Source organism: Immundisolibacter sp., from assembly GCF_014359565.1.
GTDB lineage: Bacteria > Pseudomonadota > Gammaproteobacteria > Immundisolibacterales > Immundisolibacteraceae > Immundisolibacter.
The window spans coordinates 321,605-337,379 of record NZ_JACIZD010000002.1 but is presented as its reverse complement, the minus strand read 5'-3'; the positions used below and the strand labels follow the sequence as shown (position 1 = coordinate 337,379).

17 protein-coding genes are annotated in these 15,775 nt (G+C 69.5%); 6 read left to right on the top strand and 11 right to left on the bottom strand.

The features are described 5' to 3' along the window. Nucleotides 1–51 precede the first annotated feature (51 nt). The 9 genes from dmeF to H5U26_RS05360 all read right to left on the bottom strand — a co-directional run bounded on the left by dmeF (nucleotide 52) and on the right by H5U26_RS05360 (nucleotide 6,359). The gene (gene dmeF / locus H5U26_RS05400) at nucleotides 52–1,020 is read right to left on the bottom strand and encodes a CDF family Co(II)/Ni(II) efflux transporter DmeF (protein ID WP_290617426.1); all 969 of its coding nucleotides are present in this window, start codon (nucleotides 1,018–1,020) and stop codon (nucleotides 52–54) included. Between the two features lie 12 nt (nucleotides 1,021–1,032). Next, complete coding sequence (locus tag H5U26_RS05395) at nucleotides 1,033–1,167, bottom strand: hypothetical protein (protein WP_290617424.1); 135 nt, start codon at nucleotides 1,165–1,167, stop codon at nucleotides 1,033–1,035. A gap of 49 nt (nucleotides 1,168–1,216) precedes the next feature. Then, on the bottom strand, nucleotides 1,217–2,011 hold the full coding sequence (locus H5U26_RS05390; RefSeq protein ID WP_290617422.1) for an enoyl-CoA hydratase/isomerase family protein: 795 nt from the start codon (nucleotides 2,009–2,011) through the stop codon (nucleotides 1,217–1,219). Next, nucleotides 2,004–3,158, bottom strand: a complete 1,155-nt coding sequence (locus tag H5U26_RS05385; RefSeq protein ID WP_290617420.1) for an acyl-CoA dehydrogenase family protein — start codon at nucleotides 3,156–3,158, stop codon at nucleotides 2,004–2,006. The genes H5U26_RS05390 and H5U26_RS05385 overlap by 8 nt, the downstream gene beginning before the upstream one ends. A gap of 121 nt (nucleotides 3,159–3,279) precedes the next feature. After that, nucleotides 3,280–3,762 carry a peroxiredoxin gene (locus tag H5U26_RS05380; protein ID WP_290617418.1) on the bottom strand — a complete coding sequence of 161 codons (483 nt, stop codon included), beginning with the start codon at nucleotides 3,760–3,762 and terminating at the stop codon, nucleotides 3,280–3,282. Between the two features lie 42 nt (nucleotides 3,763–3,804). After that, nucleotides 3,805–4,233, bottom strand: a complete 429-nt coding sequence (locus tag H5U26_RS05375) for a hotdog fold thioesterase (RefSeq protein WP_290617416.1) — start codon at nucleotides 4,231–4,233, stop codon at nucleotides 3,805–3,807. Beyond that, the gene (locus H5U26_RS05370; RefSeq protein WP_290617414.1) at nucleotides 4,230–5,006 is read right to left on the bottom strand and encodes an NRDE family protein; all 777 of its coding nucleotides are present in this window, start codon (nucleotides 5,004–5,006) and stop codon (nucleotides 4,230–4,232) included. Before H5U26_RS05370 ends, H5U26_RS05375 begins: the two co-directional genes overlap by 4 nt. Nucleotides 5,007–5,022: 16 nt before the next feature. Beyond that, nucleotides 5,023–5,619, bottom strand: coding sequence for a class I SAM-dependent methyltransferase (locus tag H5U26_RS05365; protein WP_290617635.1), 597 nt, complete (start codon nucleotides 5,617–5,619; stop codon nucleotides 5,023–5,025). A gap of 143 nt (nucleotides 5,620–5,762) precedes the next feature. After that, nucleotides 5,763–6,359 carry an ACP phosphodiesterase gene (locus tag H5U26_RS05360; protein ID WP_290617633.1) on the bottom strand — a complete coding sequence of 199 codons (597 nt, stop codon included), beginning with the start codon at nucleotides 6,357–6,359 and terminating at the stop codon, nucleotides 5,763–5,765. A 158-nt stretch (nucleotides 6,360–6,517) separates the two neighbouring features. On the opposite strand from H5U26_RS05360, the gene fnr reads away from it, so the two are divergent. The 3 genes from fnr (at nucleotide 6,518) to H5U26_RS05345 (ending at nucleotide 9,907) form a co-directional block, all read left to right on the top strand. Beyond that, nucleotides 6,518–7,273 (top strand): fumarate/nitrate reduction transcriptional regulator Fnr, encoded by a 756-nt coding sequence (gene fnr, locus H5U26_RS05355; RefSeq protein WP_290617412.1) that lies wholly within the window; start codon nucleotides 6,518–6,520, stop codon nucleotides 7,271–7,273. Nucleotides 7,274–7,363: 90 nt separating this feature from the next. After that, a complete protein-coding gene (locus H5U26_RS05350; RefSeq protein WP_290617410.1) occupies nucleotides 7,364–8,698 on the top strand; it encodes an aromatic ring-hydroxylating dioxygenase subunit alpha in 1,335 nt (444 codons plus the stop codon). Nucleotides 8,699–8,824: 126 nt separating this feature from the next. Beyond that, on the top strand, nucleotides 8,825–9,907 hold the full coding sequence (locus tag H5U26_RS05345) for a glycosyltransferase family 2 protein (RefSeq protein ID WP_290617408.1): 1,083 nt from the start codon (nucleotides 8,825–8,827) through the stop codon (nucleotides 9,905–9,907). A 48-nt stretch (nucleotides 9,908–9,955) separates the two neighbouring features. On the opposite strand, the gene H5U26_RS05340 is transcribed toward H5U26_RS05345, so the two are convergent. Both H5U26_RS05340 and norR read right to left on the bottom strand, forming a co-directional pair. Beyond that, entirely contained in the window at nucleotides 9,956–10,642 is a 687-nt protein-coding gene (locus H5U26_RS05340) for an OmpW family protein (RefSeq protein WP_290617406.1), read from the bottom strand. A gap of 182 nt (nucleotides 10,643–10,824) precedes the next feature. After that, the gene (gene norR, locus H5U26_RS05335; RefSeq protein WP_290617404.1) at nucleotides 10,825–12,372 is read right to left on the bottom strand and encodes a nitric oxide reductase transcriptional regulator NorR; all 1,548 of its coding nucleotides are present in this window, start codon (nucleotides 12,370–12,372) and stop codon (nucleotides 10,825–10,827) included. A 215-nt stretch (nucleotides 12,373–12,587) separates the two neighbouring features. Here norR and hmpA point away from each other — a divergent pair, with 215 nt between their 5' ends. The 3 genes from hmpA (at nucleotide 12,588) to H5U26_RS05320 (ending at nucleotide 15,652) form a co-directional block, all read left to right on the top strand. Then, nucleotides 12,588–13,766 (top strand): NO-inducible flavohemoprotein, encoded by a 1,179-nt coding sequence (gene hmpA, locus H5U26_RS05330; RefSeq protein ID WP_290617402.1) that lies wholly within the window; start codon nucleotides 12,588–12,590, stop codon nucleotides 13,764–13,766. A 93-nt stretch (nucleotides 13,767–13,859) separates the two neighbouring features. Then, nucleotides 13,860–14,423, top strand: a complete 564-nt coding sequence (locus H5U26_RS05325; protein ID WP_290617400.1) for a hemerythrin domain-containing protein — start codon at nucleotides 13,860–13,862, stop codon at nucleotides 14,421–14,423. 47 nt (nucleotides 14,424–14,470) lie between these two features. Next, nucleotides 14,471–15,652, top strand: a complete 1,182-nt coding sequence (locus H5U26_RS05320; protein ID WP_366055895.1) for an NnrS family protein — start codon at nucleotides 14,471–14,473, stop codon at nucleotides 15,650–15,652. Nucleotides 15,653–15,775: the final 123 nt, after the last annotated feature.

The window sequence follows — 15,775 nt, the reverse complement described above, 5'->3', positions numbered from 1 at the left end:
GCCGGTTGGCAAAACAACCGCGAGCCCGTGCCGCAGGTGTGGGCGACCGCTTCAACGCTCGACGAGCGCGGGCTCCGGGTCCGGGCACAGATGAATCTCGATCGTCGAGTGGACGATTTCCTCATGCACGGCCAGACGCTGGCGAATGTCGGTCGGGGTCAATGACGCGTCGTGGGTCACCACCGTCAGCGCACAGGAGTAGACCTGATTGCCGACCCGCCACACGTGCAGGTCGGTGATGCGCGTCTGGTCCGCGCCGGGCCCGGTTTCGACGGCCTGCCGGATTTCGTCGACCACCGCGTGGTCCATTTCCCGGTCCAGCAGCACTGTGCCGGTCTGCACGATCAGGCCCTTGGCCCAGACGGCGACCAGCACGGCACCGACGATGCCCATGACCGGATCCAGCCATGACCACCCGTAGAACCAGCCGCCGACCAGCGCCACGATGGCCAGTATCGAGGTGGCGGCGTCCGCCAGGACGTGCACATAGGCGGCTTTCAGGTTCAGGTCGTGATGATCGGCATGGCCGTGTGCAGGCGCGTGTCCGTGCCCATGATCGTGATGCTCGGCCTGGCCGAGGATCACCGCGCAGACGATGTTGACCGCCAGGCCCAGCACGGCGATGACGACGGCCTCCTGGTAGCGGATCGGTTGCGGGGAGAAGATTCGCTCGACTGACCCGAACACCATCAGGGCGGCAACGCCGATCAGGAAGATGGCGCTGGCGAAACCGCCCAGTACCTCGATCTTCCAGGTGCCGAAGGCGAAGCGCGGGTCCTTGGCGTAGCGCCGCGCCATCGCATACGCCATCGCCGACAGGCCGATGGCCACGGCATGGGAGCTCATGTGCCAGCCGTCGGCCAGCAGGGCCATGGAGTTGAACCACCAGCCGGCGGTGATCTCGATCACCATCGTCGCGGCGGTGATCCACATCACCCGCTGCGTGCCGCGCTCGGCCGCCGCGCTGTGCGGGTCGAAAGCGTGCTCGTGCGTCCAGTCGGACCGCTTGTCGGTGTGCATCGTCCCGTCCTGTCAAAAACCCACCGCCCGGCCTGCATCGAGCAGGGTCGCCGCAGCCAAGGCGGCGAACATGGTGGCGGCGATCCCGTGCACCCGTTTCATCGGAATCCTGATGGCCAGTTGGTCACCCACGAACACCGCGGGCACGTCGGCAATTTGTTGGATCGAGACCGGCGCCGCCGAGTCAGCGCCCTGTTCAGCGGAATCGTGGCGGGCGCCGCTCGCCGAAAGCCGCCAGGCCCTCGTCCACATCCGGCCCGGCCATGGCTTCCAGGGCCAGGCGTTGTTCCAGCGCCAGCGCGTCGGCCAGCGGCAGATCGGCGCCGGCGCGGGCCAGGCGCTTCATGGCCGCCAGGCCCGGGCGGCTGCGGGTGGCGAGCGTGATGCAGTAATCCAGCGCCCGTTCGCGCAGCTCGGCGTCCGGGATGACCTGTGCCACCAGGCCCCAGTCCTGCGCCTCGTTCGCTGCCAGCCAGCGGGCGGAGAACATCAGATCGAGCGCGCGCGCCTGGCCGACCCGCCGCGGCAAACGCTGGCTGCCGCCCCAGCCGGGTACCAGTCCGAACTGCGCGTGTTGGTCACCAAGCTTGGCGCCCTCGGCGGCGAGGATGAGGTCGCCGGCCAGCGCCAGTTCGAGGCCGCCGGCCAGGCACAGGCCTTGCACGGCGATGATCACCGGCAGCGGCGAGGCCTCCAGCCGGCACAAAACGCGGTGGCCGAGCGCGATGAATTCGTCGAAGCGGCCGGCGGCGCGCAGGGCCTGCACCTCGGCCAGATCGGCGCCGGTGCAAAAGTGCTTGCCCTGGGCGGCGATCAGCAGCGCCCGGCAGGCAGGGTTCGCTTCGGCCGCATCGAGCGCGGCCTCGATGGCCCGGTGCACGGCGCTGCTCAGGCAATTGAATTTTTCCGGCCGGGCCAGTTCCAGGACGATCGTCGCGCCGTGGCGGCTGACGGCGACGACGGTGCCCGAATCCGCGGTCGCCTCAGGCATAGGGCACCGCCACGCGGCCGACCTTCTCGCGCGAGATGATCATCTTCTGGATCTGCGCCGTGCCGTCGCCGATCTGCAGGCCCAGCACGTCCCGCAGGCGCTGCTGGTGCGGCAGGTCGGTGCTGTAGCCGTAGTGGCCGTTGGTGATCAGGCACTGGTGGATGACATCGAAGGCCAGCTTGGGCGCCCACCACTTGACCATGGCTGCCTCGGACGTGTGCGGCAGGCCGCGGTCGCGCAGCCACAGGGTCTTGAAGCACAGCAGGCGGCAGGCTTCCATCAGGGTCTCGAACTCGGCCAGCGGTTCGGTGACGCCCTGGAACTTGGCCAGCGGCCGGCCGAAGGCCTCGCGCTCGGTGACGTAGGCCCAGGTTTCCTCCAGCGACGCCCGGGCGGCGCCCAGGCACTGCAGGCCGATCAGGCCGCGGCTGTAGTCGAAGCCGGCCATGACCTGCCCGAAGCCGCGGTTCTCGTCGCCCAGCATGCGGCTGGCCGGCACTTCCACGTCGTCGAAGAACACCGAGCCGCGGCCGACCGGACGGGTGCCCAGATCGTCATACGGCAGGCGGCTGATGCCGGGGCTGTCCATGTCGACCAGAAAGGCGCTGATGCCCCTGGCGCGATCTTCCTGGCTGCCGGTGCGGGCGAAAACGACCATCTTGTGCATGTGGGCGGCGAACGAGGCCGAGGCTTTTTCGCCCTTCAGGACGTAGACATCGCCCTTGCGGGTGGCGCGCAGTTTCAGGTTCGCCGCGTCCGAGCCACCGCCCGGCTCGGTCAGGCCGAGGCCGACCAGGATTTCGCCGCGGCAGATTTGTCCCACCACCGCGCGCGCCAGGTCCGGTTGCGCGTGGCGGGTGAGGATGGTGGCGCACAGCGAGCCCATCAGCTGCACGTAGGAGGCGTTGAAGTCGTGGTAGGCGATTTCCTCCACGATCACGCCCGCGGTGACGGCGTCCAGCCCGGCACCGCCCATGTCCTGCGGCATTTCCGGGGCGATGTAGCCCAGGCTGCCCATCTCCTGGATCAGCCCGGGCTCGAAGCCGGTCTTCTCGCGCTGCAGGTAGCCGGGCGCCAGGCGCTCGGAACCGTAGCGGCTGACTGCCTCGCGGATGGCGAGCTGATCTTCAGTGAAGGCGAAATCCATGGCGTCTCCTCGCCCGATGGGCCGGGTGCGTTTTTTGTGGTGTTCGATCACGGCGACGCCCGTTGCAGGCGCCGACCGGCTGCGGGCTGCACGGCAGCGCCGTGCAGCCCGGCCGTCTTGCTTACAGTGCCGCCAGAATCGTCTCGGCCTTGCTGGCCTCGAAGGTGCGGCCTTCCTCGACGCCCAGGTGCTTGACCACGCCGTCTTCGGCGATCAGCGCATAGCGCTGCGAGCGCTTGCCCATGCCAAAGCCGCTGCCGTCCAGCTCCAGGCCCATGGCCTTGGCGAAATCGGCATTGCCGTCGGCCAGCAGCAGCACCTTGTCGCCGACCTGCTGGTCCTTGGCCCAGGCGCCCATCACGAACGCGTCGTTGACCGATACGCACACGATCTGGTCCACGCCCTTGGCCTTGAACTGGTCGGCCAGCTTCACGTAGCCGGGCAGGTGCTGGCCAGAGCACAGGGGCGTGAAGGCGCCCGGCACGGCGAACAGCACGACCTTCTTGCCGGCGAACACGTCGTCGGTGGAAACCGGCTTCGGGCCTTCGGCAGTCATCTGCGTCAGGGTCACGGAGGGAATCTTGTCGCCTACTTTGATGCTCATGGAGCGCTCCTCGGAAGTGGGGGATGGAAAACGGCATCGGCCTCAGCGCGCACCTATGGTCATCACGGTGAGGCGGGACACGCAGCTGATTCTACCCGCCTCGTCCTCGATCCGGATGTCCCAGACTTGCGTGGTTCTGCCGGTGTGGATGGGGCGCACGGTGGCCGTCACCAGGCCGTCGGCCACGCTGCGCAGGTGGTTTGCGTTCACTTCCAGGCCGACGTGGCGCAGGCCCTCGTGCCCGGCCAGCACGCCGGACGCGACCGAGCCGATGGTCTCGGCCAGTACCACGTTGGCGCCGCCGTGCAGGATGCCGGCCGGCTGGCGGGTGAATTCGTTGACCGGCATGGTCGCCCGCAGGTAATCCGGGCCGACCTCGATAAAGCGCACGCCAAGATGCCAGGCCATGCTGCCGCCGATGCGCGGCGCGTTCAGTTGTTCGACCGTCAGGCCGGGACGCCAGATGCTCATGCTGGGTGTGCCCTCGATTCTTGCAGCGGAAAACGAAACTGCGACTCGCCGCGTTCGGGTGCGTGGCGGCGTTCGACCAACTCCACCCGTGCGTCGGCGCTGATCCGCAGCACGGTCGAGCAGCGGGTGCCGTAGCGCGGGGTTTCTATGAAGATGGCCGACAGTGCCTGCGCCAGGGCGCTATCGAGCCCAATGGCCGGATCGGCGGCTGCCGGATGGGTACGCCGGTCCTGCAGCAGGTCCAGCAGTGCGCTGGTGGACGCGGCGCCGTCGGCACATAGGCTGGCTAGCGCCGCCTTGCTGGCTTGCACCTTGGGCCACGGCGTGTCCAGCAGGTGGTTCGAGAGGCCGTAGATGCCCGGCGGCAGGTGCCGCGGTGGGTCGCCCCGATTGCTGTACCACCACAGCGACTGACGGTCGCCGCACAGCAGGTTGAAGCCGGCGTAGTCGGCCGCGTGCGCCGGCAGCGACTGCACATACTCGTCGGCACTGGTCCCGCCCAGCAGGTAATCGCGCGCCAGTGCGCCGCGCGAGCGCGGTGGCGGGTTGACGGTCCGCGCCTCGCGGTAATTGGTCACGGCGGCAAAGCGCCCGTCGCGGGTCACGCCAAGCCAGGTGCCGCCGGCCAGCAGGTCGCGACCGGCCAGCAGCTGCGGCGCCTCGGGCCAGAACTGCGCCGGCGCGGCCGGGCGCTCGTACAGTTCGTCCCGGTTGGCCGCCAGCAGCAGCGGGCAGTCTTCCAGCACGCGCCAGGCCAGCACCAGCAGGCACATGCCGCGCCGCGATCGCTTACAGGCGCACGGCCAGCGCCACGCCGTCCTGCTCCGGGCTGTGCCCCGGCAGCAGGCACAGCAGGTTCACGCTGCGAAAGCGTTGATCGGCGGCCAGCGCGGCGTTGAACGGCTCGGCATCCACAAAGCCGGTGTTGTCGGCCACCAGCAGGCCGCCGGGGCGCAGCAGACGGGCGCAGTGATCCAGCGCGTACAGGTAGTCGGCCTTGTCGATGTCCAGCAGAATCAGGTCGAACGGGGCCACCAGGCCCGGCAGTACTTCCTGCGCGGCGCCGATCAGCACGCTGGTCCTGACGCGGCAGCCGACCAGGTTCTGGCGGGCTGCCACGGCCCGGCGCGGATCGCTTTCGAGGGCCACGATTTCGCCCTCGCCGGCCATGCCGTCGGCCAGATACAGGGTCGAGTAGCCGTTGCCGGCGCCCAGATCGAGCACGCGCCGCGCGCCACCGAACCGCGCCAGCAGGGCCAGCAGGTTGCCCAACACTGGCCCGATGGTGGGGATGCCGTCGGCGGCAGCAGCAATCGCCACCTGCGTCAGATCGGCCCGCTGGGGTCGGGTCTGGCGGCGAAAATGGCCTTCCAGGTCGGGAATCATGCGCGACACGGGCAACTCCGGATGGTTGGCCGGCCGGGGAATCCGTCGCTGCGCCTTCAGGCACGAATCCCGTATGCGGCCGGCTGGCTATGATGCCCGAAGCTGCGCGCTGAGCGCCGCTCCAGCGCGCGGATCGGGCGTTTTCAGGCCGCCGGCTGCACGCAGCGCGCGGCGACCTCGCTGCGGGCGAAGGCCAGCGTGGCCGGGAACAGCTGCGAGAAATCCTGCGCGATGCCGTCGCGGGCCGCGGCCAGGTCGGGGAACACCTTGGCCAGGGTGTTGGGCCGGCGCACTCGCCCGGCCATGCGCGCCAGGACTTCGGCGATGACCGCCGGCTCGCGATAGCCGGCGAGCAGGTCGCGGCTGGCCATGAAGCCGGCAAACCGCGCCAGATTCGGTGGCAGGGCAGGGTAGTGCTCGTCGAGCGTCGCATACACGCCAGCGGCGAACTGCGCCAGCGGCACGCTGCTGTAGCGCGCCCAGTCGCAGGCCAGCAGGTGGTCGTAATAGACATCCAGCGCCACCCGCGCCCAGCGCCGTTGCTCGGCCGGCAGACGCGCCACGCTGCGGGCGGAGGCGGCATGGCGATCGACGAAGCCGTCGATGCGCCGGTGCAGGCGGATGCCGTCCTGCCAGGCGGGCGGGAAATGTGGTGGCGGCGCGCCGCGCACGAAATCACCCAGCAGGTTGCCGACCAGCGAGCAGCCGGCGTGCTGGGCAAGCAGCGCATGGGCAAGCACGTTCAAGATGCCGCTCCGCAGGGGTGCAGGCCGGGCCGGATGCCCGGTTGGGTTGTGATTATGGCAGCCGGACGAGGCGCGCCGCGCGGCCGGTCATTCGCTGGCGGCGGGTGCTTGCGCCATACTGCGCGCTTCATTCCGATATCAGGATTCGCGGTGTGAACGAGACCTCACTGTCCCTGCGCAACATGCAGCGTGCCTGCCGCAGCTGCAGCCTGCACGAGCTGTGCCTGCCACTGGGCGTGAGCGACACCGACATCGACCTGCTGGAGAAGATCGTCCACCGCTCGCGCCCGCTGCCGCGCGGCAAATATCTGTTCCGCGAGGGCGATCCGTTCACGTCCATCTTCGTGGCCAGGTCCGGGGCGGTCAAAAGCTTCACCGTCGGCCAGGATGGCAGTGAGCAGATCATCGGCTTTCACCTGCCGGGCGAGCTGTTGGGCCTGGACGGACTTACGCAGGGCGTGCACGCGGCCAGCGCCCGTACGCTCGAGACGGTCAGCGTGTGCGAGGTGCCATTCGAGCGCCTCGAGGAAACCGCCCGCCAGGTGCCGGCCCTGCAGCATCAGTTGCTGCGCCTGATGAGCCGCGAGATCACCAAGCGCGAGGAACAACTGCTGTCGTTGGGCAAGCAGTCACCGGAACGACGCCTGGCGGTGCTGCTGCTGAGCCTGTCGGTGCGTTTCTCGCAGCGCGGGTATTCGGCAACGCGTTTTCTGTTGCCCATGGCGCGCATCGACATCGCCAATTTCCTCGGCCTGGCGGCGGAAACCGTCAGTCGCCTGCTGCGCCGCCTGCAGGATACCGGCGTGCTGGCCATCGACGGCCGCGCGGTCGACATCCTGAACCTGCCCGAGCTGCGCGCCCTGGCCGGTGCCGAGCCGGACGAGCCCGCGCGCGAAGCCTGCCGCTGAGCGCCTGCGCCTTGACAGGCGTCAACGGCCGCCGGCACACCCCGTGCCACCCTGAAGGTCGATTTCGCGTGACCGGCAGGGATCTTCGTCATGGACTGCCCAAGCACAAGCCGGGGTTTCTCGGGTTTCCGTGCCTACCTGGATGAACGGCCCGTCGATGGCGTGCGCCGGCTCGACCGCGGCCTGTACACCGACCCCGAACTGTTCGACCTGGAACTGGAACGCATCTTCGAGGGCGGCTGGGCGTACCTGGCCCACGAGAGCCAGATTCCGTATCCGGGCAATTTCGTCACCCTGACCCTGGGTCGCCAGCCGGTCATCGTCAGTCGCGACGAGCGCGGCCACGTCGGCGTGTTCGTCAACGCCTGTCCGCACCACGGCGCCACGCTGCTGCGCGAGACTCAAGGCAGCGTGCCGGACTTCAGCTGCCCGTCGCACGGCTGGTGCTTCAACCTCGACGGCGAGCTGGCGGCCGTGCTCAAGGAAAAGGACGGCGCCTACCCGCCACAGTTCGACAAGCGCCAGCACGGCCTCAGCCGCCTGCCTCGCGTGGACAGCTACCGCGGCTTCATCTTCGCCAGCCTGAACGCTGCGGTGCCGTCGCTCACCGACCACCTGGGACCGGCCACCCGCTGCATCGACCTGCTGGTCGACCAGAGCGAGGAGGGGCTGGAACTGCTGCGCGGCCAGGCGACCTATACCTATCCCGGCAACTGGAAGCTGCAACTGGAAAGCGGCGTCGACGGCTACCACCTGCATGCCACGCACGCCACGTACATCGCCACTGCGGATCGACGGCGGGCGCGCGGCGCCGGGCGCGACGCCGTGCACGCCATGCAGCTGGGCCGCGTGGACCGGCAGAAGCACAGCGGTTACTTCGACCTCGGCCGCGGTCACGTGATGCTGTGGGGCGACTGGCCGAATCCGCAGGACCGGCCCAATTTCAGCCGCTACGACGAGTACCGCGATCGCCTGGGCGAGGCCACGGCGCGCTGGATGGTCGGGCGCCTGCGCAACCTGCTGATCTACCCGAACCTGCTGTTGCTGGATCACATGTCCTCGCAGCTGCGGGTGATCCGGCCGCTGGCGGTGGACCTGACCGAGGTGACCACGCATGCCATCGCCCCGCGCGACGAAGGGCCCGACGACCGCCTGCGCCGCATTCGCCAGTACGAGGATTTCTTCAACGCCAGCGGCATGGCCACGGCCGACGATCTGAGCGAGTTTCGCCAGCGCCAGATCGGCTGCAACGGTCGCGCCGTGCGCTGGAGCGACTACTCGCGCGGCCTGGCGCGCCGCGGCGATCCCGAACTGGCGCAGGAGCTGGGTCTGGACTTGCCTCCCGGCGGCGCCAGCCTGGAGGACGAGGGCGCCGCCATGGTGCTGCACCGGCGCTGGTTGGCGCTGATGGAAGGCGCCGGCTGAGCCCAGAATCGGGTACAGGCGCCCGGCGCAGCTCGCGCTGGCGCGGTTTTGTTCGTCAGGGCGTCAAGGATGGCCGTCCGATGACCGACAATCCGCCGCTTTGCAGTCCCCTGAGCGAGCGCCTGGATGCCCGAGCTGACCGTCGTAGTACCCACCTTCAATGAAGCCGGGAACATCGCCGCCGTGGTGGCGGAAGTCGAACAGGCGCTGGCCGGCGTCGACTGGGAACTGCTGTTCGTGGACGACGACTCGCCCGACGGCACGGCCGACCGGGTGCGGGAGATGGCGCAGCGCGACCGGCGTGTGCGTTGCCTGCAGCGGATCGGCCGCCGGGGTCTGGCCAGCGCCTGCATCGAGGGCATGCTGGCCTCGTCGGCACCGTATGTGGCGGTCATGGACGGCGACCTGCAGCACGATCCGGCCCTGCTGCCGGCCATGCTGGATACCCTGCGCGGCGGTGGGACCGACATCGTCATCGGCAGCCGCCATGTCGCCGGTGGTGGCGTTGGCGATTTTTCCAGCCAGCGTCAGGGCATCAGCCGCCTGGCCACGCGCCTGAGCCGGGCGGTGCTCAAGGCCGACCTGAGCGACCCGATGAGCGGCTTTTTCATGCTGACCCGGCCGGCGCTGATGGACTGCCTGCGCCACGGCGTGTCGGCCATCGGCTACAAGATCCTGGTCGACCTGTTCGCGTCGGCGCCGCGGCCGCTGCGCTTCGTCGAGCTGCCCTACACCTTTCGCGCGCGTCAGGCCGGCCACAGCAAGCTCGACAGCAAGGTGGTTTGGGACTACCTGATGCTGCTGGCGGACAAGCTGGTTGGGCGTTTCGTGCCGGTCAGGTTCCTCGCCTTCTCGGCCATCGGCGGCCTGGGCGTCGGGGTGCATCTGGCCGTGCTGGGGCTGGCGTTTCGCGGCCTGGGCATGGACTTTGTGGCGGCGCAGGCGCTGGCCACGCTGGTGGCCATGGGCTTCAACTACGTCCTGAACAATAGCCTGACCTATCGCGACCGGCGCCGGCGCGGTTGGCGTTTCTTCACAGGCTGGCTGTCGTTCGTGCTGGCCTGCAGCGTGGGCGCCTTTGCCAACGTGGGCATCGCGGCGTATCTGTTCGACCGGCAGACCTTCTGGTTGCTGTCGGCCCTGTCCGGGGTGCTGGTCGGCGCAGTGTGGAACTACGCCGTGACCAGCGTCTACACCTGGCGCAAGTGAGGCGCCGTTTGTGCGGTCGCCGCCGGTTGCCCGGCGGCGACCGAAAGATCAGAAGCGACGGCCGATGCCGATGCCGTAGACCCAAGGATCGACGTCCACGTCCACCTTCAGGCGCCCCAGGGCGTTGGTCTTGATGGTGGCGGTGGTATCCATATCGATGTACTTGACGTCGGCGTTGACGAACCAGTCCTTGTTGATGGCCACGTCCACGCCGACATTGCCGGCCAAGCCCCAGGAGTCGTCCAGTTCCACGTTGGCCTTGCCGCCCATCGCCGACTTGAAGTCGGATGTGGCGTCCTCGTTGAAGAACAGCGTGTAGTTCAGGCCGATCCCGACGTACGGGCGGATGCCGCCGTTGGTGTTGAAGTGGTATTGCACGGTGAGCGTCGGCGGCAGTGTGCGCGCATCGAACAGCTTGCCCAGGCCGGCGAGCGTCCCGGTGCCACTGACGTCGTGTTCGCTGGACGCCAGGATCAGCTCTAGGCCCCAGTTGGGCGTCAGCATGTAAGTGAAATCCAGCTCCGGGGTGATGTTGGAATCAAGCCCGGCGCCGCTGCCCGGAATGGCGCCGGCGACGCTGCTTTTCACCGTGCCGCTGTCCTCGCGCGGATCGACGGCGATCACGCGGCCGCGGACCAGCAGGTCACCGGCTTCATAAGCTGCCGCGGACTGTGCCGCGCCGGCGAGGACCAGGCCGAGGGCAGCGACGCGGCCGGCGTCATGGATCATCGTCATGGGTTGGGTACCTCCCGTTACGGCGGCACACCATGTGCCGCGCTGTGGCGCGGACTGCACGAGCAATCAACGCCAAGCCAGTATCGCGAGGCCTGGCAGATAGCACTTTGACGCTTGTCGATAAGGGGGCGGCGCCGGCTTGATGCCGATCAATACGCTGCGCGAAATCGCCGGGTCAGGCCCTATTTCAGGCCAAGGCGTCCGGCCAGGCGCTGCAGGTTGCCCCGATCCTGCCGCAATTCGCGCGCGGCAGCGGCCCAGTTGCCGGCGTGACGGCTCAGGGCCTGCTCGATCATGCGTCGCTGCAGGTCTGCGACCGCCTGGCGCAGGCCGGTCTGGGCGGGCGGCGTGTTGGCGGGTGCATCGTCGACCGCTGCGCTGGCCGTCGGCGACAGGTCCAGATGCTGCGCATGCACGGTCAGGATGCGCGGGCGCTGCGGCTGCTGCGCCAGCGCGCGCAGGGCGGCCCGGCCGATCAGGTGTTCGAGCTCGCGCACGTTGCCGGGCCAGGGCTGGTGCAGCAGGGCCTGCTGCGCGTCGGCGGCCAGGCGCAGGCCGCGCAGCCCCAGGCGCACGCGGTTTTCCTCCAGGAAGCCGCCGGCCAGCAGCAGCACGTCGCGGCCACGCTCGCGCAGCGGCGGTACGGTGAGCGGATAGGCGCTCAGCCGGTGGTACAGGTCGGCGCGAAAACGCCCGGCGCGGACTTCCGCCGCCAGATCCCGGTTGGTGGCGGCCAGCACGCGCACGTCGACGTGGTGTTCGCGATCCGAGCCCAGGCGCTGCAACTGGCCGCTTTGCAGCACGCGCAGCAATTTGGCCTGCACCGCCAGCGGCAGCTCGCCGATTTCGTCCAGCAGCAGGGTGCCGCCGTCGGCCAGTTCGAACTTGCCGCAGCGCTCGCGCAGCGCGCCGGTGAACGCGCCGCGCACATGGCCGAACAGCTCGCTTTCGACCAGGTTGTCCGGCAGGGCGGCGCAGTTGAGGGTGATCAGCGGCTGCTGCGCACGGCGCGAGCGGGCGTGGATGGCCTGTGCCACCAGTTCCTTGCCGACGCCGGTCTCGCCGCCGATCAGCACCGTCAGGTCGGTGGCGGCCACCGTGTCGATCTCGGCCTGCAGGCGGCGCATGGGCGCGCTGTGGCCGATCAGTTCGCGCTGGCGCAGCAGCGCCGGGTCTTCGGCCAGGGTGCGCGCCAGCTGTTGCTCGCGCTGTGCCTGCTGGGCGAGGCTGCCGATGCGCTCGCCGAGCGCCACGACGGCGCTGGCCAACCGGCCGTAAGCCTCCAGCAGATCCAGATCGACGCCGCCGAAGGCCTGCGGGTCCAGCGCATCCAGCGTCAGCAGGCCCCAGGGATGTTCGTCGACGTACAGCGGGCAGCCCATGCAGTCGTGCACTTCGAGCTGGCCGGTTCGCCCCTCGACCAGCCCGTCGTAGGGGTCGGGCAGCTGACAGTCGGCCGCCAGGCGCGTCGGCCCGCGCCGCTGCAGTAGCGTCAGCAGGCGTGGGTGGTCCTGCAGGCGAAAGCGCCGCCCCAGCGTGTCATGGCTCAGTCCGATCACCGCCAGCGGTTGCAGCGTGTCGCCTTCCAGACGCAGCAGCGCAGTGGCGTCACAGGGGAAAAGCGCCAGTGCGGCTTCCAGCAGGTGCCGGTAACGGGCCTCGTCGGGCTCGTCCCGCGCCAGGGTTTCGACCACCTGCGCGAAGGCGGCGAGCTGTTGGGGTGGGGTCATTTTGACTGCTCCGAGATGTCGTATCGACCTCATTGAAGATTTGTCATTCTGACATCGTGAAGGCGGCCTGCGTGTAACCGTGCGGTTTTCCTGCATGGCACGAAACGTGAGATGTGCACTGCGGGACGGACAAACCGTGTTGCGCGCAGCCACCCGGCAGGGTGGACGCGCGACCGGCCAGGTCCGGGATCAACGCACTGCCATGGAGTCAGACAATGCTTTCCGAACAACACCGCGATCTGGTCAAGGCCACCGTGCCGCTGCTGGAGGCCGGCGGCGAGGCGCTCACCCGCCACTTCTACGGCATCATGCTGGACGAGTACCCGCAGGTGCGCCCGCTGTTCAACCAGGCCCACCAGGCCAGCGGCGCGCAGCCACGGGCGCTCGCCAACGGCATCCTGCAATACGCCCGCCATATCGACCACCTGGACGCGCTCGGGCCGCTGGTCGGGCAGGTGGTGCAAAAGCATGTCTCGCTGCAGGTGCTGCCGGAGCAGTACCCGATCGTCGGCACCTGCCTGCTGCGGGCGATTCGCGAGGTGCTGGGCGCGGAGGTGGCGACCGATGCGGTCATCGCGGCCTGGGCGGCGGCCTACCAGCAGCTCGCGGACCTGTTGATCGGTGCCGAGGCGGAGGTCTACGCGGCCGCTGCGACAGCGCCCGGCGGCTGGCGCGGCGCAAGACCGTTTCAGGTGGCGCGCAAGGTGATCGAGTGCGACGAGATCGTCTCGCTGTACCTGCAACCGGCCGACGGTGGTCCGGTGATGGCCTTCCGGCCGGGCCAGTACATCGGTCTGAAACTCACCGTCGACGGCCAGGAGGTGCGGCGCAATTACTCGCTCTCCGCCCCGCCCAACGGGTCGACCTACCGCATCAGCGTCAAGCGCGAGGCGGGCGGGCTGGTCTCGAATTTCCTGCACGATGCGGTCGGCACCGGTGCGACGATCGATCTGTTTCCGCCGGCCGGCGATTTCGTGCTGCAGCCGGGCAGCCGGCCGCTGGTGCTGATCAGCGGCGGCGTCGGCATCACCCCCACGCTGCCCATGCTGCACGCGGCGCACGAGCAAAACCGGCCGGTGACCTTCCTGCACTTCGCGCGCAGCGGCCGGGTGCATGCGTTTCGGGACTGGGTGGACGACCTGGTGGTCCGGCATGCGCAGGCGCGGCGGTTTTATTGTTACGAGGAAGATGGCGCCGTACAGGCGGACGCTTACGGCCGGGCAAGCCCCGAGTTGCTGGCGCGCTGCTTGCCATCGGCGCGCGATGTGGATGCCTATTTCGTCGGTCCACCGCCGTTCATGGGCGCCATCAAGCGCATGCTGGGCGAGCTTGGCGTGCCGGCCGGGCAGATGCACTGGGAGTTCTTCGGCCCGGCAGCGGCGCTGGAGGGCTGACCCGGACGCGTCATCACCGCCCGCCGTGGCGTGGATTACCCTTGGCAGGCGGTCAGTCACGGCAGATCCGGACATCATCGGGAGCTATTCGCCATGTCTCATGACAACCCTATTCACCAGCTCATGCACGAGCATCACCACATCCTGCAGGTGGTGCACGGCCTGAGCGCCATCGACCAGGACCTGGCGGCTGGCCGCATGCCGGACCGCGCGCGCCTGCGCAACATCGTCGCCTTCATGCGCGAGTTCGCCGACCAGTGCCATCACGCCAAGGAAGAAGCCATCCTGTTCCCGGCCATGGAGGACAAGGGCGTGCCGCACGGCGGCTGTCCGCTGGAAGGACTGCTGCGTGAACACGCCAGGGGGCGCGAACTGGTCGGCGCGCTGGCAACCGCGACCGCGGCGCTGGCCGGCGGCGACGCATCCGCCAGCAGCGCCGCACGCAGCGCCATCGCCGGCATCCAGCAGCTGTATCCGAACCACATCTGGAAGGAAGACGAAATGGTGTTTCCGATGGCGCGCCGCCTGTTCACCGAGGCCGAGCTGGATGCCCTGGGCGCGCGGTTCGAACAGGCGGAAATCGACCTCGGCCAGGACCACGACCGCTTCGTGGCCTTTGCGGACGAGATGGCCGCCCTGCTGGGGCAGGCGCAGTAGGCGCTCGCCGGCGAGCCGGAACGACCGTGCGATCCGCCGGCGAGCCGATGATCGCCAAACCGGCGGCCGGAGTGCCGCTGCTGCGGCTCGGCTTTCGGCCGTTTTTTCTGGGCGCCGCGCTGTTCGCCGTGCTGGCGGCGGGGCTGTGGGCGGCGGCCTACGCCGGCTGGCTGGGCGGACTCGCGCCGCGCGGCAGCTGGCTGACCTGGCACATGCACGAGATGCCGTTCGGCTTTGCCGTGGCGGTGATCGCCGGGTTTCTGCTCACCGCGGTGCAGGCCTGGACCGGCTCGCCCGGGCTGCGCGGCCGGTGGCTTGCAGCAGTGTTCGCGCTGTGGCTGGCGGCGCGCATCGGCTGGCTGTGGCCGGGTTTGCCCTGGCCGGTGCTGGTGGCGCTGGAACTCGCGTTCCTGCCGGCGGTGGCGGTGCGTGTGGGCTGGCAGCTCGGGCGCGTCGGGCAGCGGCGCAACTATCCGCTGGTCGCGCTGCTGGTGCTGCTGACGCTGACGGACGCGCTGGCGCTGGGGGCGCTGGCGGCGGGCGATTTCGAATGGTTGCGCCGCGCCCTGTGGGCCGCGCTGTGGCTGATCGGCACGGTCATCGCCATCGTCGGCGGGCGCGTGATTCCGTTGTTCACCGCGAGCGGCCTGCAACTGCCAGCGCCGATCGCCCCGCGCCGCTGGCTGGAGGCACTGGCCCACGGCGGCCTGCCGCTGTTCGCGGGGCTGGCGCTCGCCGGGGCGGGGCTGGCGCCGGACAGGCGTCTGGCGCCGCTGTTCCTGCTGCTGGGGATCGCCCATGCCGTGCGCCTGGCGCGCTGGTTTCGGCCTGGCGTTTTGCGCGTGCCGCTGCTGTGGTCGCTGCACCTGGCCTACGCCTGGCTGGTGTTGGCGCTGCTGGGGCTGGCGGCCTGGCACCTGGGTCTGCCGATCCTGGGCAGTGCGGCGCTGCACCTGTTCACCATCGGCACCATAGGCGGTCTGATCCTGGCCATGATGGCGCGCGTCAGCCTGGGCCACACCGGGCGGGCGCTGCAGCCGCCGGCATTGATGTCGCTCGCGTTCGGGGCCGTCGCTGTGGCCGCGGCCGTGCGCGCCGGACTGGCCGGCGTGGCGCCGCGCCTGGCGGTGGCCGTGTCGGCGGCGCTGTGGTGCCTCGGGTTTGGCCTGTTCGTGTGGTGTTATGCGCCCATGCTGAGCCGGCCGCGTGTGGACGGCGGCGCCGGCTGAGCGGGCGGCCATCGACCGGCATGCCGGTACCACCCGGCCGCAGCGGTCCACGCAAGCTCCCTTGCCGCGGCGCAGCTGCGCCCTGCGGCACCCGCCTGCGTCCGGGCGTGCCCGCTCGCCCGG